At 34.5% G+C, this 21144-nt stretch carries 23 protein-coding genes, 1 tRNA gene and 1 pseudogene; 15 read left to right on the top strand and 10 right to left on the bottom strand.

All coding sequences use genetic code 11. The features are described 5' to 3' along the window. Window positions 1–41 precede the first annotated feature (41 nt). The 4 genes from rpmF (at window position 42) to ACFE3K_RS01820 (ending at window position 2426) form a co-directional block, all read left to right on the top strand. The gene (gene rpmF, locus ACFE3K_RS01805) at window positions 42–242 is read left to right on the top strand and encodes a 50S ribosomal protein L32 (protein WP_341751317.1); all 201 of its coding nucleotides are present in this window, start codon (window positions 42–44) and stop codon (window positions 240–242) included. A 6-nt stretch (window positions 243–248) separates the two neighbouring features. Continuing rightward, a complete protein-coding gene (locus ACFE3K_RS01810) occupies window positions 249–1202 on the top strand; it encodes a beta-ketoacyl-ACP synthase III (protein WP_375359122.1) in 954 nt (317 codons plus the stop codon). Next, a complete protein-coding gene (locus ACFE3K_RS01815) occupies window positions 1196–1477 on the top strand; it encodes an HU family DNA-binding protein (RefSeq protein ID WP_375359123.1) in 282 nt (93 codons plus the stop codon). The genes ACFE3K_RS01810 and ACFE3K_RS01815 overlap by 7 nt, the downstream gene beginning before the upstream one ends. Before the next feature lie 238 nt (window positions 1478–1715). Continuing rightward, a complete protein-coding gene (locus tag ACFE3K_RS01820) occupies window positions 1716–2426 on the top strand; it encodes an IS6 family transposase (protein ID WP_375359124.1) in 711 nt (236 codons plus the stop codon). On the opposite strand, the gene ACFE3K_RS01825 is transcribed toward ACFE3K_RS01820, so the two are convergent. From ACFE3K_RS01825 to ACFE3K_RS01835, 3 genes are all read right to left on the bottom strand, one after another. Further along, a complete protein-coding gene (locus ACFE3K_RS01825; protein WP_375359125.1) occupies window positions 2380–2541 on the bottom strand; it encodes a hypothetical protein in 162 nt (53 codons plus the stop codon). The genes ACFE3K_RS01820 and ACFE3K_RS01825 overlap by 47 nt on opposite strands. A 165-nt stretch (window positions 2542–2706) precedes the next feature. Further along, complete coding sequence (mgtE, locus tag ACFE3K_RS01830) at window positions 2707–4077, bottom strand: magnesium transporter (protein WP_375359126.1); 1371 nt, start codon at window positions 4075–4077, stop codon at window positions 2707–2709. A 288-nt stretch (window positions 4078–4365) separates the two neighbouring features. Next, window positions 4366–4450 (bottom strand) — tRNA-Leu (locus tag ACFE3K_RS01835). Window positions 4451–4729: 279 nt separating this feature from the next. On the opposite strand from ACFE3K_RS01835, the gene ACFE3K_RS01840 reads away from it, so the two are divergent. Further along, window positions 4730–5440 (top strand): IS6 family transposase, encoded by a 711-nt coding sequence (locus tag ACFE3K_RS01840; RefSeq protein ID WP_375358967.1) that lies wholly within the window; start codon window positions 4730–4732, stop codon window positions 5438–5440. A 90-nt stretch (window positions 5441–5530) separates the two neighbouring features. Here the strand turns inward: ACFE3K_RS01840 and ACFE3K_RS01845 are convergent, their stop codons facing one another. The 5 genes from ACFE3K_RS01845 to ACFE3K_RS01865 all read right to left on the bottom strand — a co-directional run bounded on the left by ACFE3K_RS01845 (window position 5531) and on the right by ACFE3K_RS01865 (window position 9245). Continuing rightward, the gene (locus ACFE3K_RS01845; protein ID WP_375359127.1) at window positions 5531–7927 is read right to left on the bottom strand and encodes an AsmA family protein; all 2397 of its coding nucleotides are present in this window, start codon (window positions 7925–7927) and stop codon (window positions 5531–5533) included. A 98-nt stretch (window positions 7928–8025) separates the two neighbouring features. Beyond that, window positions 8026–8196, bottom strand: a complete 171-nt coding sequence (locus ACFE3K_RS01850; RefSeq protein ID WP_375359128.1) for a hypothetical protein — start codon at window positions 8194–8196, stop codon at window positions 8026–8028. Next, window positions 8190–8363 carry a hypothetical protein gene (locus tag ACFE3K_RS01855; RefSeq protein WP_375359129.1) on the bottom strand — a complete coding sequence of 58 codons (174 nt, stop codon included), beginning with the start codon at window positions 8361–8363 and terminating at the stop codon, window positions 8190–8192. The genes ACFE3K_RS01850 and ACFE3K_RS01855 overlap by 7 nt, the downstream gene beginning before the upstream one ends. Further along, the gene (locus ACFE3K_RS01860; protein WP_375359130.1) at window positions 8332–8751 is read right to left on the bottom strand and encodes an IS630 family transposase; all 420 of its coding nucleotides are present in this window, start codon (window positions 8749–8751) and stop codon (window positions 8332–8334) included. The genes ACFE3K_RS01855 and ACFE3K_RS01860 overlap by 32 nt, the downstream gene beginning before the upstream one ends. Next, complete coding sequence (locus tag ACFE3K_RS01865) at window positions 8745–9245, bottom strand: helix-turn-helix domain-containing protein (RefSeq protein WP_375359131.1); 501 nt, start codon at window positions 9243–9245, stop codon at window positions 8745–8747. The genes ACFE3K_RS01860 and ACFE3K_RS01865 overlap by 7 nt, the downstream gene beginning before the upstream one ends. A gap of 41 nt (window positions 9246–9286) precedes the next feature. Here ACFE3K_RS01865 and ACFE3K_RS01870 point away from each other — a divergent pair. Then, window positions 9287–10012 (top strand): annotated as a pseudogene (locus ACFE3K_RS01870) (IS6 family transposase). Window positions 10013–10723: 711 nt separating this feature from the next. Here the strand turns inward: ACFE3K_RS01870 and ACFE3K_RS01875 are convergent. Further along, window positions 10724–12931 (bottom strand): hypothetical protein, encoded by a 2208-nt coding sequence (locus tag ACFE3K_RS01875; protein ID WP_375359132.1) that lies wholly within the window; start codon window positions 12929–12931, stop codon window positions 10724–10726. A 219-nt stretch (window positions 12932–13150) separates the two neighbouring features. On the opposite strand from ACFE3K_RS01875, the gene ACFE3K_RS01880 reads away from it, so the two are divergent. The 6 genes from ACFE3K_RS01880 to ACFE3K_RS01905 all read left to right on the top strand — a co-directional run bounded on the left by ACFE3K_RS01880 (window position 13151) and on the right by ACFE3K_RS01905 (window position 17591). Then, window positions 13151–13765 carry a 50S ribosomal protein L25/general stress protein Ctc gene (locus tag ACFE3K_RS01880; protein ID WP_375359133.1) on the top strand — a complete coding sequence of 205 codons (615 nt, stop codon included), beginning with the start codon at window positions 13151–13153 and terminating at the stop codon, window positions 13763–13765. A 330-nt stretch (window positions 13766–14095) separates the two neighbouring features. Next, on the top strand, window positions 14096–14677 hold the full coding sequence (gene pth, locus ACFE3K_RS01885; protein ID WP_375359134.1) for an aminoacyl-tRNA hydrolase: 582 nt from the start codon (window positions 14096–14098) through the stop codon (window positions 14675–14677). Window positions 14678–14679: 2 nt separating this feature from the next. Continuing rightward, complete coding sequence (locus tag ACFE3K_RS01890; protein ID WP_375359135.1) at window positions 14680–15105, top strand: GNAT family N-acetyltransferase; 426 nt, start codon at window positions 14680–14682, stop codon at window positions 15103–15105. Beyond that, complete coding sequence (gene ychF / locus ACFE3K_RS01895) at window positions 15102–16199, top strand: redox-regulated ATPase YchF (protein WP_375359136.1); 1098 nt, start codon at window positions 15102–15104, stop codon at window positions 16197–16199. Before ACFE3K_RS01890 ends, ychF begins: the two co-directional genes overlap by 4 nt. A gap of 9 nt (window positions 16200–16208) precedes the next feature. After that, entirely contained in the window at window positions 16209–16877 is a 669-nt protein-coding gene (locus ACFE3K_RS01900) for a glutathione S-transferase family protein (protein ID WP_375359138.1), read from the top strand. Window positions 16878–16913: 36 nt separating this feature from the next. Beyond that, on the top strand, window positions 16914–17591 hold the full coding sequence (locus tag ACFE3K_RS01905) for a hypothetical protein (RefSeq protein ID WP_375359139.1): 678 nt from the start codon (window positions 16914–16916) through the stop codon (window positions 17589–17591). Window positions 17592–17801: 210 nt separating this feature from the next. Here the strand turns inward: ACFE3K_RS01905 and ACFE3K_RS01910 are convergent, their stop codons facing one another. After that, window positions 17802–18779: a uracil-DNA glycosylase family protein gene (locus ACFE3K_RS01910; RefSeq protein WP_375359140.1), complete on the bottom strand. Its 978-nt coding sequence runs from the start codon at window positions 18777–18779 to the stop codon at window positions 17802–17804. 30 nt (window positions 18780–18809) lie between these two features. Here ACFE3K_RS01910 and ACFE3K_RS01915 point away from each other — a divergent pair, with 30 nt between their 5' ends. From ACFE3K_RS01915 to ACFE3K_RS01925, 3 genes are read left to right on the top strand one after another with little or no spacing between them, the layout of a single operon-like run. After that, window positions 18810–19748 (top strand): RluA family pseudouridine synthase, encoded by a 939-nt coding sequence (locus ACFE3K_RS01915; RefSeq protein ID WP_375359141.1) that lies wholly within the window; start codon window positions 18810–18812, stop codon window positions 19746–19748. Next, complete coding sequence (gene prmC / locus ACFE3K_RS01920; RefSeq protein ID WP_375359142.1) at window positions 19745–20587, top strand: peptide chain release factor N(5)-glutamine methyltransferase; 843 nt, start codon at window positions 19745–19747, stop codon at window positions 20585–20587. Before ACFE3K_RS01915 ends, prmC begins: the two co-directional genes overlap by 4 nt. A 49-nt stretch (window positions 20588–20636) precedes the next feature. Continuing rightward, window positions 20637–21098 carry a DNA polymerase III subunit chi gene (locus tag ACFE3K_RS01925; protein WP_375359143.1) on the top strand — a complete coding sequence of 154 codons (462 nt, stop codon included), beginning with the start codon at window positions 20637–20639 and terminating at the stop codon, window positions 21096–21098. Window positions 21099–21144: the final 46 nt, after the last annotated feature.

A 21144-nucleotide genomic window follows, 5' to 3' on the forward strand; every position in this document is an offset into this window, starting at 1 on the left:
AACACTTTTTCACAAATTAAGTATAATTTTTAAGAGGCTATATGGCAGTTCCAAAGAAGAAAACATCAAAATCAAGACGTAATATGAGACGCTCTCATCTTGCACTTGGTAAGATTAATGTAGTAGTAGATTCTCAAACAGGAGAATATAAACTTCCTCATCATATATCTTTAGCTGATGGCACATATAATGGTCGTCAAGTTATTGTGAAGAAAGAAGAAAAAGATGAAGAAGTAGCATAAACCAGTATGGCTTGTAAAATTCTTGGGTGTGGTGCATATTTGCCGGAACGCATTGTTAACAATGCAGAATTATCGTTATCGGTTGATACCAACGATGAATGGATTCGCTCAAGGACGGGTATATTACAAAGGCACATTGCCGGGAACGATGAATATACGTCACATTTAGCTCTTAAAGCCAGTCAGAATGCTCTAGATGATGCTGGATTAAAGGCATCATCTATAGATTTAATAATTACCTGCAGCACCACTCCAGATAATAGTTTTCCTTCTATAGCTTCTAAGTTACAAGGTTATCTTGGGCTTAATAATGTACCTTCATTTGATCTCCAAGCGGTATGTTCGGGTTTTGTATATGGTTTACATGTTGCTGACTCTTTGATTGAATCTAGAAAATATAGAACAATATTACTGGTTGGTGCTGAAAAAATGTCGTCTCTACTAGATTGGAGCGATAGAACTACTTGCATCTTATTCGGTGATGGTGCTGGTACTGTAATTCTGCAATATAGTGAGGATAGTTCTGGTATAATAGATAGTAATATTTACTCGGATGGTCGTTATTTTGATATTCTTTACACTGATGGTGGTGTAAGTACAGATGGCAAAAGCGGTAAAATAAAAATGAAAGGACGGGAAGTTTTTAGGCATGCAGTAGGAAAAATGAGCAAATCAGCTGAAGACATATTACATAATAATAATTTTACCATAGATGATGTTAATTATTTTATTCCACATCAGGCAAATATAAGGATTATAGATGCAGTTATAGAGCGACTAAAAATTAATCCAAGTAAAGTAGTAAAAACGGTTGCGCAGCATGCCAATTGTTCTGCTGCTTCAATCCCTTTGGCTCTTGCTTCTCTTAAATCTTATGCTAATATCACAAAAGGTGATATACTCCTTTTTACAGCTATCGGTGCTGGAATAACTTGGGGATCGGTTTTAATCAGATGGTAACAACTAAGACTATTACTAGAGAGAAAATTGCTCACATATTAAAATCTAAGCTAGGGCTATCAAGTATTATATGCGAGGAAATAGTCGAACAAATATTTAAGAATATTCAGCAAATGGCAAGCAATCAAAGATTGACGTTAGCAGGTTTTGGAAGCTTTTGTACTAGCACAAAAAAAGGCAGCGTCAAGTTAAGTAAAATAGTATCAAAAAGAGCTATATTTTTAGATTTCAGGCAGCAAGAAGTCTTTGAGTGGCTTCGTCCAAAATGGATTTAGCTGATGCAAATGCAATTCTTTGCTCAATTGCTGTTTTATACCAATTATAATAATTAACACGGTGTATTTATCCAATCTCTATACATAATTGATTTTACTAAATCTACATTATGAGCAAGTTGATTCCAAGCGTAACAAGGGCACCGTCAAGTTAAGAGAAATGTAAATTAAGTATTGAGCAAATGTAGGGAATAATTTATAGATTATCAGTGACAATTGTTACCTAAATTTCAGTGCTATGTGTATTATTCAATCCCCAAAGAGACATCGTTTTCCAGTAATCATTATTAGCCATGCAGTATGGTTATATCATCGATTCAATAATAGTTACAGAGATGTACAAGAACAGATGGCCTATCGAGGTATTATTTTAAGTCATGAGACAGTAAGATTTTGGTGCAATAAATTTGCGGTTTATTTTCAAGATGTTATCAGAAAGCGAGAGAGGAAACCAACTGATAAATGGCATTTAGATGAGATGAATATTAAGATTAAAGTCGAGGTATTGATATTATGGAGAGCTGTTGACTCTGAGGGGCATGAATTAGAAGTATTACTGCAGAAGCGTCGTAATAAAAAATCAGCTATTCGTTTTTTATCAAAATTATTGGGTCATTATCCAGCTCCAAGAGTAATTGTTACTGATAAGCTCAGAAGTTACATTAAGCCGATTCAGCTTATGTGCCCTAAAACTGAGCATCGCACTCATAAAAGACTAAATAATCGTGTTGAGAATGCTCATCAACCAACTAGGCGCAACGAGAAGATATTAATTAAATTTAAGCATCCTAATTCAGCCCACTGTAAATTATCACTGATGGGAAAAGTCAGAAATATATTTGCCGTAAATGTTGGAAGATATAGTAAAACAGCAATTGAGCAAAGAATTGCATTTGCATCAGCTAAATCCATTTTGGACGAAGCCACTCAAAGACTTCTTGCTGCCTGAAATCTAAAAATATAGCTCTTTTTGATACTATTTTACTTAACTTGACGGTGCCTACTGCATGGCTAATAATGCTTACTGGAAAACGATGTCTCTTTGGGGATTGAATAATACACATAGCACTGAAATTTAGGTAACAATTGTCACTGATAATCTATAAATTATTCCCTACATTTGCTCAATACTTAATTTACATTTCTCTTAACTTGACGGTGCCATTTGAGTACCTATTTATCAGGTAAAAACCCATTTTATAACACCGTGTTAATTATTACAATTGGTATTACACCAAAAAAGTATAAGCTAAAGTAAGAAAGGTAAAAAATGCAAATGAATCAGTTATGGTGGTTAAGAATACACCTGAGCCAGTGGCGGGATCAATATTTAAATAATGTAGAGTAATTGGTATTACTGAGCCAAAAAGACCAGCTATGAGAAACGTTAGGATAACGGCTATGGAGAAAATCAAGCTAAGATTTGGATCAGAAAGCATTGCTAAGCTTAATAGTGCCCCAACTAAGGCCAATATAGAGCCGTTAAATCCGCATACAGCTATTTCTTTAAGAATCACTCTCAGCACATTATTATGGTGAATATCTTTGTTGGCAAGTGCTCTAACTGTCACTGTCATGGCTTGTGTGCCGGCATTCCCTCCCATAGAAGCAACAATAGGCATAATAGCTGCTAGTGTTATAAGTTTTGAGATTGTAATACTAAACTGGTTAATAATTATCGATGTCATACAAGCAGTAATTAAATTGACAAATAACCAAGGGAATCTGTGTCTCACAGTATAAAATAGATTGTAAAATGTATCTTGAGTATGAACGCCACCGAGTGACATTATATCTTTTTCGGTTTGTTGTTCAATGATGTAAAGCATACTATCTATTGAAACGGTACCTATTAACTTACCGCTTTTATTCACCACTGGTACAATTGTTAGAGCATATTGTTTAAAAATAAAACTTAACTCACTTAAATTAGTGAATACATCGGTAATTTTAAATTCAGGATTCATAAGATCTTTTACTAACTTATCCCCTTTATGCTTCAGTAAAGTGCTTAGAAGTATACTACCTATAGGTCGGTATTTACTGTCGAGTACAATAGCAGCATGAAAATCTTGTGTTATATGTTTGTGTCTAATAAAATCTATAGCCGTGGCTACTGTCCAATCTTCTTGAAATGACACAAAATTTCTTTCGATTACCCTACCAACAGTATCTTCTGGGTAAGTACAGCCTTCTATAATTTGCTGTCTTTTTTCTGCTTTGAGATTATTTAAGATCATTTCTTTTGTTAGATCATCAAGATCCTCGATAACTTCAACAGCATCTTCTATAGCAAGTTGATTAATTAGCTGTACACTTTTCTGTACACCTAAAATTTGCATTATAAGTGGTTTACTGTTCACGCTAAGCTGTACTAAAGTTTCAGGCTTTAGTGTATCCTGTAACAAAGGAAGAATTGTTTTATAAGTTTTCTGATTTATATTATCTAAAAAATCTGCAAGATCTGCATAGTGAAGATTACTCATAATCTCTATTGCTTTGCCAAATTCATCATTATTCAGAAGATTATTAATGTGCTCAAATGTTTCGTCAAATTGGTTTTGATGAACCGACAACATATTTTTTGATTGATTTTGCATAACTCCTCGTTTGAGTATACTGCTATGATTTCAAGAGTTAGTACGAAGGTCAACTTCAAGAAGAGCTAGGCAGTAGCAAAGTCGAGCAGCAGAGCATACATGAGTAACGGAGCAGCTTCGATTTTTAGATACGACGACCTTAATTCTTGAAGTTCACCGAGTATACTCAAATGATTTGAGTATATATACTGAATTTTCTAAAAGTACCCTCAATAGCCAAGAAGGATGAGTCACTTGTATTCTAACATGTTAGGTTTTATAAGACAACTAAGTTGAAACATATGGAATTGGTGCGGTCGAGAAGACTTGAACTTCCACTCTGTTAAGAACAACCCCCTCAAGGCTGTGCGTCTACCAATTTCGCCACGACCGCAATTAATAATCAGTTTTTAATAAAATTATTCTTGTAGCCTAAATAATTTTGGTTAATCCAAATAGTGTATATAACAAATTATTCTACTAATATCAATATATATACTCGAATGATCCTACGAATTGGATTTGAAAATACACGAGCATCCGTAATGGAAGTCAATAAGAAAATAATAACTTAGGCACCGTCAAGTTAAGAGAAATGTAAATTAAGTATTGAGCAAATGTAGGGAATAATTTATAGATTATCAGTGACAATTGTTACCTAAATTTCAGTGCTATGTGTATTATTCAATCCCCAAAGAGACATCGTTTTCCAGTAATCATTATTAGCCATGCAGTATGGTTATATCATCGATTCAATAATAGTTATAGAGATGTACAAGAACAGATGGCCTATCGAGGTATTATTTTAAGTCATGAGACAGTAAGATTTTGGTGCAATAAATTTGCGGTTTATTTTCAAGATGTTATCAGAAAGCGAGAGAGGAAACCAACTGATAAATGGCATTTAGATGAGATGAATATTAAGATTAAAGGCGAGGTATTGATATTATGGAGAGCTGTTGACTCTGAGGGGCATGAATTAGAAGTATTACTGCAGAAGCGTCGTAATAAAAAATCAGCTATTCGTTTTTTATCAAAATTATTGGGTCATTATCCAGCTCCAAGAGTAATTGTTACTGATAAGCTCAGAAGTTACATTAAGCCGATTAAGCTTATGTGCCCTAAAACTGAGCATCGCACTCATAAAAGACTAAATAATCGTGTTGAGAATGCTCATCAACCAACTAGGCGCAACGAGAAGATATTAATTAAATTTAAGCATCCTAATTCAGCCCACTGTAAATTATCACTGATGGGAAAAGTCAGAAATATATTTGCCGTAAATGTTGGAAGATATAGTAAAACAGCAATTGAGCAAAGAATTGCATTTGCATCAGCTAAATCCATTTTGGACGAAGCCACTCAAAGACTTCTTGCTGCCTGAAATCTAAAAATATAGCTCTTTTTGATACTACTTTACTTAACTTGACGGTGCTGTCGCAGCCCCTCGCAATGACGGTTCAGGATGACTATTTTATTTAAATAACCCTTTCAATCCTTTCTCAATGGTAGATTTTACTTTGTTGACAGGAACATTATTAGAAGGTTCTACATGTTGATCGTTTTGTGTTCCTTCTCCTTCAGATTGTTTATTTTTTCTTCCTCCAATAATATTTTTTAATATATCTTCAGGCTTTGTACCTTTCTTAACGCCATCAACCAAACTATTTACTAAATTTTTCGTGAGATATTCCTTTAATGCGTTAGTATCAAGTTTATGTTGTGGAACATTCAGATTGCCATAAAGGCGAACTTTCAATGGTGGTATCGAATTTATATTTACATTAATAACACTATCTATATCAAGTGTATATTTAGGCAGGTTAACATTTCCAGTAACTGTTATCTCTGACGAGGCAGCATCTAACTTACCGTTTGTTATGTTAATTATACCTTCTGTTATTTCACTATCTACTACTAGTTTTTGGAACTTTGTTTCACCACTTGCAAAGAAACCATCGAGCATTGTTAAAATAGTTTGAAGGTCTCTAATATTTCTAAGGCTATCTAATAGTTTTTGCAGATCAAATCCACTAACTATACCGTCAGATGCTGTTAATGTTGCTTTACCGAATAAGTTACCTACATATTGAAATTGGCTCTGACCTTTTGTTTTGAGATCTGTTATTAGATTAACCGTCCCTTGCGTAACTTTAATTTTATTGCCCTGTGAGACTATATTTTTTAACTTAGCATCTTTAAGACTAGCTTTAAAACTAACAGGTTGATTAACTTGTGAAGAAATTTGTCCAGTAGCGGTTAAACTTCCCCCAAATAAATTACCATTTAAAGATTTAATATCCAGCACACCACCCGCAAGTAACATAGTAGTTTTGACATTATCAAAGATCAGGCTTCCTTTAATGATCTTTTGTATAGTTAAAGTTAAGTCTCCATCAAGCTTATTTAAAAATGATAAATCTATAATGTCTTTAGACCAAGGCACAGAATTATTTACACTTTGCCCAGAACTAGTAGATAAGCTATTAGATGGCACATCAGTGAAATCATCTAAATTTAGGGAAGCTATCATTATATCTGATAAAATTTTTGGTTTAGCAGACACTAAATTGATAGTTACTGCTCCACTGAAATTTATAGGCTTCTTTTTAAACTCAAGAGTAAATTTATTTATATTAGTTTTAAGAAATTTTTGTTGTTTAATAGTCTCACCCTTTAGCCACATATCTCCAAGACTAATCGGTAGAGTCTTACCAAATAAACTAGCAATGGTGGGTATCTCACTAATTTTTACATTATAAGAAACCACTAGCTCTTGATCCCAATCCTTAACCCCAACATTGCCTGTTAAATTAGCTTTATCTGCAGTAAAATTAATGTCATTTAGAGATAAATTTTGATCTAAATAGGCAAAGCTTGTTGCTAGAAAAAATGTCTTATCTAATAATTTAACTCTTAAATCTACCTTATTATCTGCAAAATGGAAGTTAGCGTTACCCTTAGCTAATATCTTACCTGCGGTAAAATCAATGTCACTAATTTTTAATAATTTCTTATCACTATTAATATTAAAAGTTAGTTTATGATCTAAATCATGTAGGATAGGTATATCAGGAAAAATATTTTGCAGATTTTTAGCAGCTCCTTCCAGTTTGAGCTGTCCAGCAAAAGTCATATTGTCGTAAGCAAAGTTACCTGAGAAATTAACCTTTTCTTGTAGGGCATTTAAATCTATGGTTAAAGTTATGACACCTTGCTTGTCTTGTATATTACCTTTGACATCATAATTCTTACCGGAAGAATAAAACTGACAAGCTAAATCAGATGGGCCGTGCAGCTCTTTGATTTCTAATCTATCAATATCTATTGTTGTTGGGATAGCATTATTACCCTTAGTCTTATCAGCAAAATCAACATAATTTAACTTAGCATCAACGATTTTAATTAAGTTGATATATAAAGAAAACGGTGCCTTGTTATCATTCATTTCACCCATTGAAGTTTTACTAACATTGCTTGGTATTTTGGCAAATTCCCAAGAAGCCACACCATTAAGCATCCGTTCTAAATTAATTACTGGTTTGTTAATTTCAATCGTTGAAATGTCTATCTTTCCTTTAAGTAAGGATAATATAGAAAGAGAAGCAGATACTTCCTTAACTTCCAATAAAGAAGGATAATGGGCATTAGGTAGAGAAGTAAGAGTTACATCCTTAATGGTAATAGTCGGAGTGGGCAGCAAAGAGATGGTGATATCTCCATTAATTTGCAGCTCTCTACCAGTTGTTTCTTTGACTTTATCAGAAGCTAGTCTTGTATATGATTCTAAGGAAATAAATAGAGGTGTTATTAGCAGTATAGCAATTATTAAAATGAGTAACGCTACTGAATATTTTAGAAATTTTTGCACTACAATTTCCTTTGAATTATGTAAAGAATTCATTATAGCAGATTATAACTTTTCCACTAATTAAAAAAAATATTAAAGATAGTACTGGCACCGTCAAGTTAAGTAAAAGGCACCGTCAAGTTAAGTAAAATAGTATCAAAAAGAGCTATATTTTTAGATTTCAGGCAGCAAGAAGTCTTTGAGTGGCTTCGTCCAACATGGCTAATAATGCTTACTGGAAAACGATGTCTCTTTGGGGATTGAATAATACCAATTGCAATAATTAACACGGTGTATTTATCCAATCTCTATACATAATTGATTTTACTAAATCTACATTATGAGCAAGTTGATTCCAAGCGTAACAAGCCATAGTAACGATATCTTCATATACACCATAACATTGGTTAGACAAGAAATGATTTTTAATCCATTCCCCAAACTTGTTCCATTGCATTAAGTTCCGGTGCATAGGGCGGAAGCGGTATCAAAGTGATATTGCTTGGCACAGTTAGTTTTTTGGCTGTGTGCCAACCTGCATTATCCGTTAGTAAAGCTATATGTCGGTTGCCTTGAATACTGCGAGAAAGCTCTTCTAAGAATTTATTCATTGCCTGTGTGTTTGCATATGGTAAAATTAATGCACAAGCTTCTCCTGTCTCATGGCAAGCAGCTCCGTAAATATATGTTGAAATAAATTGCTGTTGCCGAACTTTACGGGGTCTAGTGCCACGCTTAGCCCATATACGAGTTAAGCTACCTTGTTGCCCAACTCTAGTTTCATCCTGAGACCATATATCAACTTTACATCTATCGATATTTTTTGGTAATAATTTTGTTAACATGTCTGGAAAGTTTTTTTATATCTATTTTGAGTCTCTTGATTTGACTTTGGATGCATTGAACGAGAAGTAATCCAGCTAAAACCAAGGTGGTGCATAGTATTGTAGACTGTTTTTAAAGCACATTTAGCACCATATTCCTCAAGTAACATGATATGTAGCTCTTTTCCAGTTATATACCCACCAGTTTTACTTTTACTGAGCGTATTGATTTTATCAAAAAGAGCAGATTCTTGTATAGTGTTAATCTTCCTAGGGGCACCGCTTCTTTGTGATTCAAATAATCCTTCAAAACCATGATTCCCAAATCTTCTGAGCCATGATTGCACGGTTTTCCAGTGTGACTTCACTATTTCAGATATGGCTTTAAAAGATTTGCCTAATTGAAGGTGATACATCGCCAATAAACGTATACGATTTCGACCATGCGGCTCATGTTTCATCATTTTTATAAAATCATGACCATGAAAACCTTGTGGTAATATTAACCTAGCCATTTGAGTACCTTTTATCAGTTAAAAACCCATCTTAGACCACTGTGTTAATTATTGCAATTGGTATTATTCAATCCCCAAAGAGACATCGTTTTCCAGTAATCATTATTAGCCATGCAGTATGGTTATATCATCGATTCAATAATAGTTACAGAGATGTACAAGAACAGATGGCCTATCGAGGTATTATTTTAAGTCATGAGACAGTAAGATTTTGGTGCAATAAATTTGCGGTTTATTTTCAAGATGTTATCAGAAAGCGAGAGAGGAAACCAACTGATAAATGGCATTTAGATGAGATGAATATTAAGATTAAAGGCGAGGTATTGATATTATGGAGAGCTGTTGACTCTGAGGGGCATGAATTAGAAGTATTACTGCAGAAGCGTCGTAACAAAAAATCAGCTATTCGTTTTTTATCAAAATGATTGTGTCATTATCCAGCTCCAAGAGTAATTGTTACTGATAAGCTCAGAAGTTACATTAAGCCGATTCAGCTTATGTGCCCTAAAACTGAGCATCGCACTCATAAAAGACTAAATAATCGTGTTGAGAATGCTCATCAACCAACTAGGCGCAACGAGAAGATATTAATTAAATTTAAGCATCCTAATTCAGCCCACTGTAAATTATCACTGATGGGAAAAGTCAGAAATATATTTGCCGTAAATGTTGGAAGATATAGTAAAACAGCAATTGAGCAAAGAATTGCATTTGCATCAGCTAAATCCATTTGGGACGAAGCCACTCAAAGACTTCTTGCTGCCTGAAATCTAAAAATATAGCTCTTTTTGATACTATTTTACTTAACTTGACGGTGCCCCTTACGGTAATATTAACCTAGCTATTTGAGTACCTATTTATCAGTTAAAAACCCATTTTTTAACACCGTGTTAATTATTGCAATTAGTATAAGATAATCATTGCTATTTTTGATTTGCCTACATATAGGATTTCTTTACTAATATTATCTAGTTTTTCTTTAATCACTAGTGAGCGATCAGGTAAGGTAGTTTGCATAAAGCTATTTTTTTATCCTAGATCAACTATATACCAAATATTTAAATAATCAACAACAATTTAATCATAAATTAAAAAATAATTTAAAATTACAATCAATAGTTGTTATATGTGTCATAATCAGTAACAATAACATAAGAATTCAGGATAAGAATTAACTAATTCTTATCCTGAATTGGCTTTAATATAAGGAAAGATGCATTCTTAAAGCAGCTAACGCGAATGCATTTTAAACCTTTCTAAAGTTAAAATCATGTTTTTAGCAAAATGGATTGCCACGCTCACGTACGTTCGCTCGCTAATAGACATATACGTCATTGCGAGGAGACCGTAGGTCGACGAAGCAATCTATAATTTCACCGAATTCGGGATAAGAATTAACTAATTCTTATCCCGAATTCGCGGGAGTAGTATACAAGACATGAGGTAGCCTAGATGTTATCCCAAATTCGCATAAATTACTATACTTCCCTAGAACTAGGCTCTTTTTTGATAGCAACTAGTTTGGGGGATGGAGTAGGAGGAAGGGTTTTGTATCCATCTTTTGGAGTCATGGGGAGATTTTCTCCAATAGCTTTTGCTGCTGACTGTAACTTTGGTGGGAATTGTCCTTTTGTCGTATCAACGTTAGCAACAGGGGTAGACGGTAACTTTTCTCTTCTATCAAGATTTTCCTTAATCTTCTCTAGCTGCTGGATGACGTTTTTTTGTATTGCTTCTTTCTTTTCATCATAATAATCATCAAACTCATTAAACTCTTCCTGAATAAATTTAACTAACTCACCAACATTTTCAACACCAGCCTGTTTCTCAAGCTTCTTACGAGTAGCTACATCGATCTTATTCTCTGTAATAAGTTTCACAAGATCAGCATGTTCAGGTTCATCATCTTCATCATCATGAAATGCCTTAAATCTCTCTACCAAAGCTTCCTTAAAGAGATTTTCCACTGGGCTAGAAGATCGAGTAGGTGGTGTTTTTTGTTTTTCCTCTAGTTCTTCTAGTGCTTTATTTCTCCCTGATTCAGATAGCTTTTCTTCCCTAAGCTTTGCCTTCAGTACCATTTCAGTTAAGAAGTTTGTCTTTCCTTCCCCTTGCTCTCTTACTGTTGCTTTGTCATGATCAGAACCTGATGGCGAAGGCGGTGGAGGTGCTGGATAGGTTGTTGTGGGTGCTACCGTTTTAAGTTGTTTCCCCTTCCTAATTTCATCCCATAATGCTCCCCTATCTTCTCCTTGTCCTTTCGGTGTTACTACTGCTGCTGCCTTCTGAGCTTGACCTGCCATAGCATTTCCCACTGCTTGCTGAACATCTTGGTTCTGCAACGGCACAGAATGTGTAGGAGGCGGTGGGGCTTGACGCAGTATTGTATTTTGACTCGGCAACGGAGGAGCTGGAGGTATAGCAGACTCTGCTGCTTGCTGCACCTCTTGATTCTGCAACGGTGGAGGAGATGGTGCTTTACCTTTACCAGCTATATGTGTTTTCGGTTTAGTTTCCTCTCTATGCTGAATATTTTGTGAATCCTGCAATGATGTATGGGGAAGGGGTGAAGATGAAAGAGATCTTGTTATAGTGTTTTCCGCTGCTTGATGAATAGTTGGGTTCGGCATCGACGTAGTACGCATAAGTGGGGGAGGTGGTGCTGGGCGTTTAGCTATTATCCGTTCAGGCATTGATGATGACATGGTTTGAGATTGAGCCAAATCTTGGCTTATAGACAATGGATGTGAAGCAGTAACTGCAGATATAAAAGTGGTTTCAAGCTCATTTCTTAAAGCTTCTACTTTGCCTGACCTGAGCTTTAGTATATCTCTACCTTCAAGTTCTTTTAGTTTTTCCAGTAACTTATTTGTTCTAGCTACTGTTGAATCTTTTATGTTTTTACCAGTGATCTCTAATCCCTCATCAACCCTTTTTAATATTTTATTATTATGAGGTATGTTTTTTTCTAAAATTTGTTCTGGAGTATTTACGAAAACATGCTTAATCTTTGCAGTAATTTTTTTAAGACCATCTAGCCATGTTGATGGTAATTCTTCCCACAATTCTGCTAATTCTTTCTTTATTGTAAGAAGTTCTTTAATATTATCATTAGCCTTTAGCAACTTAACTAGGTCTTGTTGTACGTGTAACAGTCTTATTCTTTCTTGGTGTAGTGCCTTTGCTTCATCAGCATTATAAACTTGTGGTACAATTTGGCTAAATTTTTCATGAGATATACCTAAATTTGCTAAGGATTCTCTTAATCCTTTTACCCGTTCTAGTTGTTTCTCTGATAGTTCTTTGGTTAGGATCTTATTACATCCTGCTTGTAACTCTATATCTATAATTTCCTGTAAAGATAAGTTTTGTTTACCTACATCTCTTAATATCTTGTCAACACCTTTGAGTACATCTCTGTTGATTCTTCTCTTTTCTTCAGCAATTTCCTCATCATTTTTTATAAACAGATATTTTACTTGTGTAACAGTATGTACAAACCTTCTAAACCAAGGTAAAGAAGGGTATTCTTTCTTTAAATCTTTCACTTTCTGTTGTAGATGTCTACTATTTTCTAATTGTTCATTAGCCTTTAAAAGATTCCCTATAGAATTTATTGTATCCAGTAATTTACCTTTTTCCTGTGATAACACACTTTCTATTTGTTGATCTTTATCTTTCGACATGTAAATACCTCCTTATTAACTCTTAATAGTAGGGTCAGCAAAAAAGATATCATACCCGCTTTTAGTTGGGCAATGATATTTTTTTAGAATTGATTACAATTTTGAAATTACCCTGTGGCATTAATGTAAGCAGCTTTAAAGCTGCTTGTCAAATTAATACTTGAATTTTTTAACATTTAGTACTATCATCTATGCTTTAAAAGCTCTTAGGAGAAAAAGATGAGTGAACTATTAGAACTTGCAGCAGAAATGCGGGAGAAATTTGGTACGGGAGTCGCAAGAGAACTACGTAGGAAAGGTATGGTGCCAGCCATAGTTTATGGAGCAGGTAAAGAAGCCTTAGCCGTTTCTATCGAAGAAAAAGAGATAACTAAGCATTATAGAAAACCCGGTTTTATCTCTACAGTTATTCAAATTAAAGTGGGTAGTAAAACGCATAAAGTGTTACCAAAGGCTGTAGAATTGCATCCTATCACTGACATAGTTAGGCATGTTGACTTTGTCCATTTAGAGGAAAAAACCCAAAGAATGGAAGTGCCGGTAGTCTATGAGGGTAAAGAAAGAGCTTTGGGAGTTAAAAGAGGTGGATTCTTCAATATAATAAAAAGAACTATAACTCTTTTATGTAATGTCAATAATATACCTAAAAATATTAATATTGATGTTACCAACATGCATATCGGTCAGTCTTTAAAAGCAAAAAGCATTAAACTCCCTGAAGGAGTCCAGCTAGCTAGTAAAAATGATTTTATTATGGCTACTATAATTGGTCGTAAGGGTAGTAAGTCAGAAGATGAAGAAGCTGCAACTGAGGAAGTGAAGCCGGCAAAGTAGTTGTTTTTGAAGCTATAAGGGTAATATGTCTTGGATATCACCCACAACTGTTGAAAGTTAAAATCGTCTATTAGCGAGGAGACCGTAGGTCGACGAAGCATCCATATGACAAGTTTCATGGATTGCCACGCTCACGTACGTTCGCTCGCTAATAGACGGTTTAAGCCTTACAACACTGCTTCGCTAATAGACGATTTTTTAACTTTCAACAGTTGTGGGTTGAGGTGCTAGGCGTACATATAGTATGTGAACACCGCAGATATTGGATAATGACAACACAATTCTTGATTTTCATCGAGTATACAAATCGCTCTCTAATGATATTATAATATGCTTAAATCTGAAGACAAAGGATATATACTTGTTGTAGGTTTGGGCAATATAGGCAAAGGGTATCAAAATACTCGCCATAATGTTGGCTTCATAGCTATTGATTATTTATCAGAATATTATAAAATTTCTTGGAATACAAAATCCAAATTTCAGGCTGAACTGACTCAAGGGGTAATAGACGGACATAAGTTACTATTAGCAAAGCCTCTAACTTATATGAACCTTTCTGGAAAGGCAGTACAAGCAATATGTTCTTACTATAATATCAAACCACCAAATATTTTTGTTTTACATGATGATATAGATTTAGAAACTGGTAGAATAAAATATAAATTGGCTGGTGGTAGTGGTGGACATAATGGGCTAAAATCATTGGATCAGTGTATAGGAAATGATTATCACCGTATCAGAATCGGGGTAGGAAGACCGGTTGCTAAAGATGATATATCGGATTACGTCTTATCTGCTTTTTCTAAAGAAGAGTATAAAATTATTGTTAATTCCATTGAGGTAATAATTAATAATTTCCGTTTATTGCTTTTAGGTGAAATGGAAGAGTTTAAAAGGAGCATCGTTTAAATATGAAACAACAATTAACTTGTGTCTATGCAGATGATATGGATGCACAATATTCAAAGATAATGCAGGATGGGTTAGATGAACTTGCTAAAAACAAGAAGGGTCTTGATGCCGTCCAATCTTTTTCCTTCTCGTGTTTTGATAATAATAAAAACTTTGTTGCTGGTGTAAAAGGTGTACTTATGTATGGTTGTTTACACGTTGATACGTTATGGGTTTCTAAAGATTTTCGAGGTCAGAATTATGGTACTTTTCTAATGTCCAAGGCAGAAAATCTAGCACGAGAGCGTAATTGTAAATTTATGACTTTAAATACTGCTGATTGGCAGGCCAAACCATTTTATGAAAAATTAGGTTTTAAATTAGAGTTTGTAAGAAGTGGTTATGATAAATATTCGGAAGCATATTATTTAAGGAAAGATTTATGACACTAAGATGTGGTATTGTTGGTTTACCAAATGTAGGAAAATCAACTTTATTTAATGCGTTAACTTCTAGTATTGCAGCAGAAGCGGCTAATTATCCTTTCTGCACTATAGAACCAAATTCTGCTATAGTATCAGTACCGGATGATAGGCTAAATGAGTTGGCAGCTATTGCTAATTCTATTAAAATTATTCCTACTTATATAGAAGTTGTAGATATTGCAGGTTTGGTAAAAGGTGCTAGTAAAGGGGAGGGGCTGGGTAATAAATTCTTATCTCACATACGAGAAGTCGATGCTATTTTGCACGTACTACGTTGTTTTGAAGATATAGATATTACTCATGTGCATAATAAGATCGATCCAATATATGATGCTGAGATAATAGAAACAGAATTAATTTTAGCAGATCTTGAATCGGTAGAAAAACGCTTAACAAATTCTGAGAAACGTTTGAAAACAGGCGATAAAGCTTTAAAAGAGCAAGTAGAATTATTAAAAGAGATTCAAGCAACTCTCGCAATAGGTAAACCAGTCCGTAGCATGATTGGGACTTATAGTAAAGAGGCTTTGGAACAATTACAATTATTAACTTCTAAGACGGTTTTTTATGCTTGCAATGTACTGGAAGAAGATGCGGTTACTGGTAATAAATTTACGGAACTTGTAGCCAAAAAAGCTAAGGCAGAAGGTGCAAAACATGTTATTATTTCATCAAAAATTGAAGCGGATATTGCAATTTTAGAAAGTGACGAAGAGAAATCTGAATTCTTAAATAGTATGGGTCTTGTGGAAACGGGTCTAAGTAAAATTATCAAAGAAATGTATAACTTATTAGACCTAAGAAGCTTTTTTACTGTTGATCCCAAAGAAACACATGGTTGGACCATTCGTAATGGTACGCTAGCTCCTCAAGCAGCCGGTATTATTCATACTGATTTTGAGAAAGGTTTTATCCGGGCTGAGGTTATTAGTTATGAGGATTATATAAATTTTAATGGTGAAGTGAAAGCCAAAGAAATGGGTAAAATGCGTTTAGAGGGCAAGGAGTATAAAATGCAGGATGGAGATGTGGTGCATTTTAGATTTAATGTTTAAATAAGGGATATGAGAACATTATACCATTATCCTATTTGTCCATTATCACGTCAAGTTCGGGTGTATTTAAAAGAGCTAGATGTGCAGTTTACTATGGTTAAGGAGGATTATTGGCTTCGAGATAAGGAATTTTTATCTTTAAATCAGGCGGGGACGACACCTGTCTTACAAGAGGCGTCCACTCTAATTATAGCAGGAATTTATCCCATCACTGAGTATTTACATGAAAAATATCCAAATTTTAATTTTATCGATGAAGATATTGATATTAAATGTGAAATTCGTAGGTTGCTCAGTTGGTTTAACGAAAAATTTTACCGTGAAGTAACAAAAATTATTATCGATGAAAAAATAGTAAGGTCCTTCTGCCAATTAGGTGGCCCTAGGACCGATTTTCTTAGAGCAGCAAAGACTAATTTATCACACCATTTAAACTATATGTCCAGTTTATTGGAGCTACGTAGCTTTATTGCCTCAAATTCCTTAAGTTGTGCAGATATAGCTGCTGCCTGTCATATATCGGTTCTAGATTATTTTGGCGAAATTAGTTGGGACAAATGGCTGTCTATTCGTCATTGGTATGCAATCATAAAATCTAGACCTAGCTTCCGCTCCTTATTATATGACCAAATACCATGTTTCACTCCACCACCTTGTTATGCTGATTTAGATTTTTAGTGGTTGCGGTGCAGTTACTTTTATGATAGCTTCTAGGTGAATAGTATAATTAAAATAGAGGATATTATGAGTAAAAGTGACGATAATAATCCAAAAGTGGATTCTCTACCGTCTTATAAGGAAGCTGTAACTCAAAAACCAAAAGAAGCCCAAGAAGGTTTGTCTGCAGAAGAGCTAAAGAGTCATATAGGAGAAATGCCTAACACTTTTCTAGCTTTGAAACAACTAGAGGATGTACAAAAGAATCTTGAACAAGCCCGTGGGCTTTTTGCTGGTACTACTAGTAAGGCTCTTTCTGGGGTAGAGAAATTAGAATTTGAAAAAGCTGGAGAGGTTTTTGAGAAATTTATGAGTTCATTTGAAAAACTGAGGACATTTGCTGATAGTGTAGATCATAAAAAACCCCTAGACAGCTTGAATGATTCATTAACTCTTACCGGTCGCTTAAAAGATTTCGCCAAAGAGCAATTCAAGAAAGTTGAAAAAATATTTGAAGGGTCAACTAATGCAGTTAAAAATAATCCAATTTTAAATGCAGTAGGGAATGTGATAAAATCTGCATGTCATGAGGTTGGTACTATAGCTAAAGGTACTTTAAACAATGCGATAGCTACTGGAGAACTTGCTAAAAGTGTTGTCAATCTAGGTGTAGCAATAAAAGATATCATTGTAGAAAAAGGAGTGAAACAAGCAACTAGGGGTAGGGGGGCATAGTACCCTATATTTTTCTATAATCGTCATAGCAAGGCATCTTTAGATGCCGTGGCGATCTAGGTAAACAGCGAAGTTGTTTTTTTAGAGTAACGCTTCGCGTATCTTGGATTGCCGCGTCGCCGCTTTCAGCGGCTTCTCGCAATGACGCTCGGAAGACCCCTTAACAGTAGTGAAATAAAAATGTAGGGTATATGGTAGTTTGACAACACCCTATATCCCACTTGTATTGATATATTCATGGATTTTTAGTAAATCATACCAAGTGGTTTTTTTCTGCATTGGTTGTCTAAGCAAATAGGCAGGATGAAAGATAGAAGTGGTTTGAATTGGCTTGGTAAGATACTGATTGGTATATAAATAATATTCTTGTCTGATTTTACTTATACCAGCATTTTTGCCAAGTAAGCTGGTTGCCGCGACATTTCCCACTAAAACAATTAGTTTTGGGTTTATTAAAGCAATATGTTTCTCAACAAAAGGTCGGCAAATATCTATTTCTTCTTGCGTTGGTTGGCGGTTGGCTGGTGGTCGCCAAAATACAGTGTTAGTAATATAAGCGTTATGTTCTCTTGAAATATTGATAGAGGCTAATACATTATCAAGTAACTTACCACTTTCCCCGCAAAATGGTATCCCTTGTGCATCTTCGCTACTACCCGGTGCTTCCCCAATAAACATTATAGAACTTTGTGGATTGCCATCAGCAAATACGGTTTTATTAGCTAATTTCTTTAAACCACAACCATCAAAATCCATTAGTAGTTTTTTTAATTCTTCTAAATTGCGAGCTGAGTCAGCTAAAGTTCTAGACAACGAAATGATGTCATCCTGTTTTTGTACAAGTTCTGGCTTCTTACCTACGTGGGAATGACCAGGACTGTTGGAGCTAGGTAGAGCTAATGGAATACTAATCGGCTTAGCTTTAATATTAGACCTCTTTCGCAACTCTACTTCTGCTGGTGATTTGGACAATGATGCGGTACTCGAATCCGTAACGGAACTATAGTACGCTGCGGTTCGAGGTGAAGCGTCTCCTTCAAATCCCTCAGCATAAGCGAGTTTCGAAAGAGGTCTATTAGAATTAATCTGTATTTTTTGCTGATTAATAGTTGATTCTGACAAATAATAATCTATACCAATTGCTTGCAACCATTTTAGTTGGTTGATTTTTTTTGTTAAATAAGTCATTTTATTATTTTAAAAAATATTTCGTAGTAGATGGAAGAATATAACGTACCTAACAATCTAGATGGGTTTAGACTTGATAAGGCTTTGGTAAGCCTTATCAGTAAAACATCTAGAAGCCAAGTCCAGAAAAGTATAAATGACTTCCAAGTACAAGTTAATGGTTTGATTATTTCTGATTCTAACTTTAAGGTCAAGGAGAATGACCTTATTTCAGTATTTTTTAAAGCTCCTGATCCATTAACAATGCAGGAAGCTGATATTAAACTTGATATTTTTTATGAAGATGAAGATTTAATGGTGATCAATAAAGCAGCTGGTATGACAGTCCATCCTGGTAGTGGTAACCACCAGGACACTTTGGTAAATGCCTTATTACATCATGCAAAATCTTTATCTAACATAGGAGGGTTAGAAAGACCTGGCATAGTTCATCGTTTGGATAAAGATACATCAGGACTGATGGTGGTAGCAAAGAATAATTTTGCCCATGTACATCTTGCAAAACAAATAGAAAATCGTAATCTTGTACGCAAATACAAAGCACTCGTTTGGGGTATTATCAATCCGCAAGAGGGCGTTATAAGAAATAATATTGGCAGAGACCGTATTATACGGCAAAAAATGACTATTCTAAAATTTGGTGGCAAAGAGGCGGTTACTCATTATAAAACAGAGGAAATATTTTTTGATGGTATTATAAGTATGGTAGAATGTCGACTTACTACTGGGCGAACTCATCAAATCAGAGTACAGTTGAGTCATTTAAAACATTCGGTAGTAGGAGACCAAACTTATGGCAAGAATAGCAAGAAAGTTAGCTCTAATTTTAGCAGAGTACCACAAAAATTAATGGATTTCAAGAGGCAAGCATTACATTCTTGGTATATAAGTTTTTCCCACCCGGTAAGTGATAAATTATTAGAATTGGAATCACCTTTGCCACAGGATATTGTAGAAATAATTGCATGAATATAAAAGAATCCTTAATTTATGCTGCTAGCAAGTTGCAAGCAGTGGGTATTAAATCAGCAAACCTAGAATCACGCATATTGATGCAGCATGTAACTGGTAAATCTATTGAATATTTATTAGCAAGGTCAGAAGAAGAATTGACACAACAAGAGCAAATTATTTTTGAGGATTTGGTTAATAGGCGTACATTACTAGAGCCAATAGCTTATATTGTAGGATATAAAGAATTTTATAGTTACCAGTTTATTGTAAATGATAAAGTGCTTATTCCTAGGCAAGATACTGAGATTATTGTAGATGCGATTTTAAGCGATATAAAAACAAATGTAGAGCTAGCAATATTGGAACTTGGCACAGGTAGTGGTTGTATAGCTTTGAGCTTGTTACTGGAAATGCCAAATAGCAATGTAACTGCAACTGATATAAGTAATGAAGCGATTGCTATAGCTAGTCAAAATGCTATAAAACATAAAGTTTCTGATAGGTTTAAAATAATTAATAATAGTAACTGGTTTGATAATCTAGAAAAGCAAGAATTTGATATCATCGTAAGTAATCCACCATATATTTCTTTTGATGATACTGTTTATATGTCTTCTGAGACCCTGAAATATGAACCCCACTTAGCCTTATTTGCTGAAGATAATGGATTAGCTTCATATTACATAATCGCTAAAGAAGCCAAGGGATTTTTAAAACAAAATGGTAAATTATTCTTAGAGATTGGTTTTAATCAATTGGCAGCTGTTACAGAAATTTTTGTTAGTTATGGTTATACGGTTAAGCAAGTTTATCAGGATTTGGAAGGTAGAGATAGAGGGCTTCTAATAACCTGAATTTGATGTAACACTCGATAATCAAGTTTTAAATATTAAGAGAATTATCATGCAACAATTTAGTCTTTACCATACTACCGAAGGATCGCTATACAAAACAACCTGTCTTTTAGTAGAAAAATCTTATCATAGCAATTTAAGAATTATCGTTTTAGCTCCAGATATTGAAGTCCAAGAGTCACTGAATAAGATGATATGGACTTATTCTAGAAAACAGTTTATTCCACATGGTAGTAAGCTTGATCCATTACCAGAAAAACAACCAGTCTATATTACTCATCAGTTAGAGAATCCTAATCAAGCTACGATTCTAATAATCATTGCCCCATTTGATATACAAGCAATTCTTAATAACAAACACTATATTGCTCACTTTCAGAGAATAGTTATAATATACGATGCCTTAGACAATTTAAGTTTAGTAATTAAAACAATAAATGAACTAACTATTGCAACCCCAATGATTGACTGTTATAAACAGAGTCCAATGGGAACATGGAGTAAGATTTAACCATTTCTATCAAGTGTGCAAGATATGTCATTGCGAGCGAACGTAT

Origin of the sequence: Candidatus Tisiphia endosymbiont of Neophilaenus lineatus (genome assembly GCF_964264975.1) — a bacterium.
Taxonomy (GTDB): Bacteria; Pseudomonadota; Alphaproteobacteria; order Rickettsiales; family Rickettsiaceae; genus Tisiphia.

Excerpts from the sequence above, each read along its gene's own strand:
- rpmF (WP_341751317.1), top strand. The coding sequence starts at position 42 with ATGGCAGTTCCAAAGAAGAAAACATCAAAATCAAGACGTAATATGAGA.
- ACFE3K_RS01810 (WP_375359122.1), top strand. The coding sequence starts at position 249 with ATGGCTTGTAAAATTCTTGGGTGTGGTGCATATTTGCCGGAACGCATT.
- ACFE3K_RS01815 (WP_375359123.1), top strand. The coding sequence starts at position 1,196 with ATGGTAACAACTAAGACTATTACTAGAGAGAAAATTGCTCACATATTA.
- ACFE3K_RS01820 (WP_375359124.1), top strand. The coding sequence starts at position 1,716 with ATGTGTATTATTCAATCCCCAAAGAGACATCGTTTTCCAGTAATCATT.
- ACFE3K_RS01825 (WP_375359125.1), bottom strand. The coding sequence starts at position 2,541 with ATGTGTATTATTCAATCCCCAAAGAGACATCGTTTTCCAGTAAGCATT.
- mgtE (WP_375359126.1), bottom strand. The coding sequence starts at position 4,077 with ATGCAAAATCAATCAAAAAATATGTTGTCGGTTCATCAAAACCAATTT.
- ACFE3K_RS01840 (WP_375358967.1), top strand. The coding sequence starts at position 4,730 with ATGTGTATTATTCAATCCCCAAAGAGACATCGTTTTCCAGTAATCATT.
- ACFE3K_RS01855 (WP_375359129.1), bottom strand. The coding sequence starts at position 8,363 with ATGCAATGGAACAAGTTTGGGGAATGGATTAAAAATCATTTCTTGTCT.
- ACFE3K_RS01860 (WP_375359130.1), bottom strand. The coding sequence starts at position 8,751 with ATGTTAACAAAATTATTACCAAAAAATATCGATAGATGTAAAGTTGAT.
- ACFE3K_RS01865 (WP_375359131.1), bottom strand. The coding sequence starts at position 9,245 with ATGGCTAGGTTAATATTACCACAAGGTTTTCATGGTCATGATTTTATA.
- ACFE3K_RS01875 (WP_375359132.1), bottom strand. The coding sequence starts at position 12,931 with ATGTCGAAAGATAAAGATCAACAAATAGAAAGTGTGTTATCACAGGAA.
- ACFE3K_RS01880 (WP_375359133.1), top strand. The coding sequence starts at position 13,151 with ATGAGTGAACTATTAGAACTTGCAGCAGAAATGCGGGAGAAATTTGGT.
- pth (WP_375359134.1), top strand. The coding sequence starts at position 14,096 with ATGCTTAAATCTGAAGACAAAGGATATATACTTGTTGTAGGTTTGGGC.
- ACFE3K_RS01890 (WP_375359135.1), top strand. The coding sequence starts at position 14,680 with ATGAAACAACAATTAACTTGTGTCTATGCAGATGATATGGATGCACAA.
- ychF (WP_375359136.1), top strand. The coding sequence starts at position 15,102 with ATGACACTAAGATGTGGTATTGTTGGTTTACCAAATGTAGGAAAATCA.
- ACFE3K_RS01900 (WP_375359138.1), top strand. The coding sequence starts at position 16,209 with ATGAGAACATTATACCATTATCCTATTTGTCCATTATCACGTCAAGTT.
- ACFE3K_RS01910 (WP_375359140.1), bottom strand. The coding sequence starts at position 18,779 with ATGACTTATTTAACAAAAAAAATCAACCAACTAAAATGGTTGCAAGCA.
- ACFE3K_RS01915 (WP_375359141.1), top strand. The coding sequence starts at position 18,810 with ATGGAAGAATATAACGTACCTAACAATCTAGATGGGTTTAGACTTGAT.
- prmC (WP_375359142.1), top strand. The coding sequence starts at position 19,745 with ATGAATATAAAAGAATCCTTAATTTATGCTGCTAGCAAGTTGCAAGCA.
- ACFE3K_RS01925 (WP_375359143.1), top strand. The coding sequence starts at position 20,637 with ATGCAACAATTTAGTCTTTACCATACTACCGAAGGATCGCTATACAAA.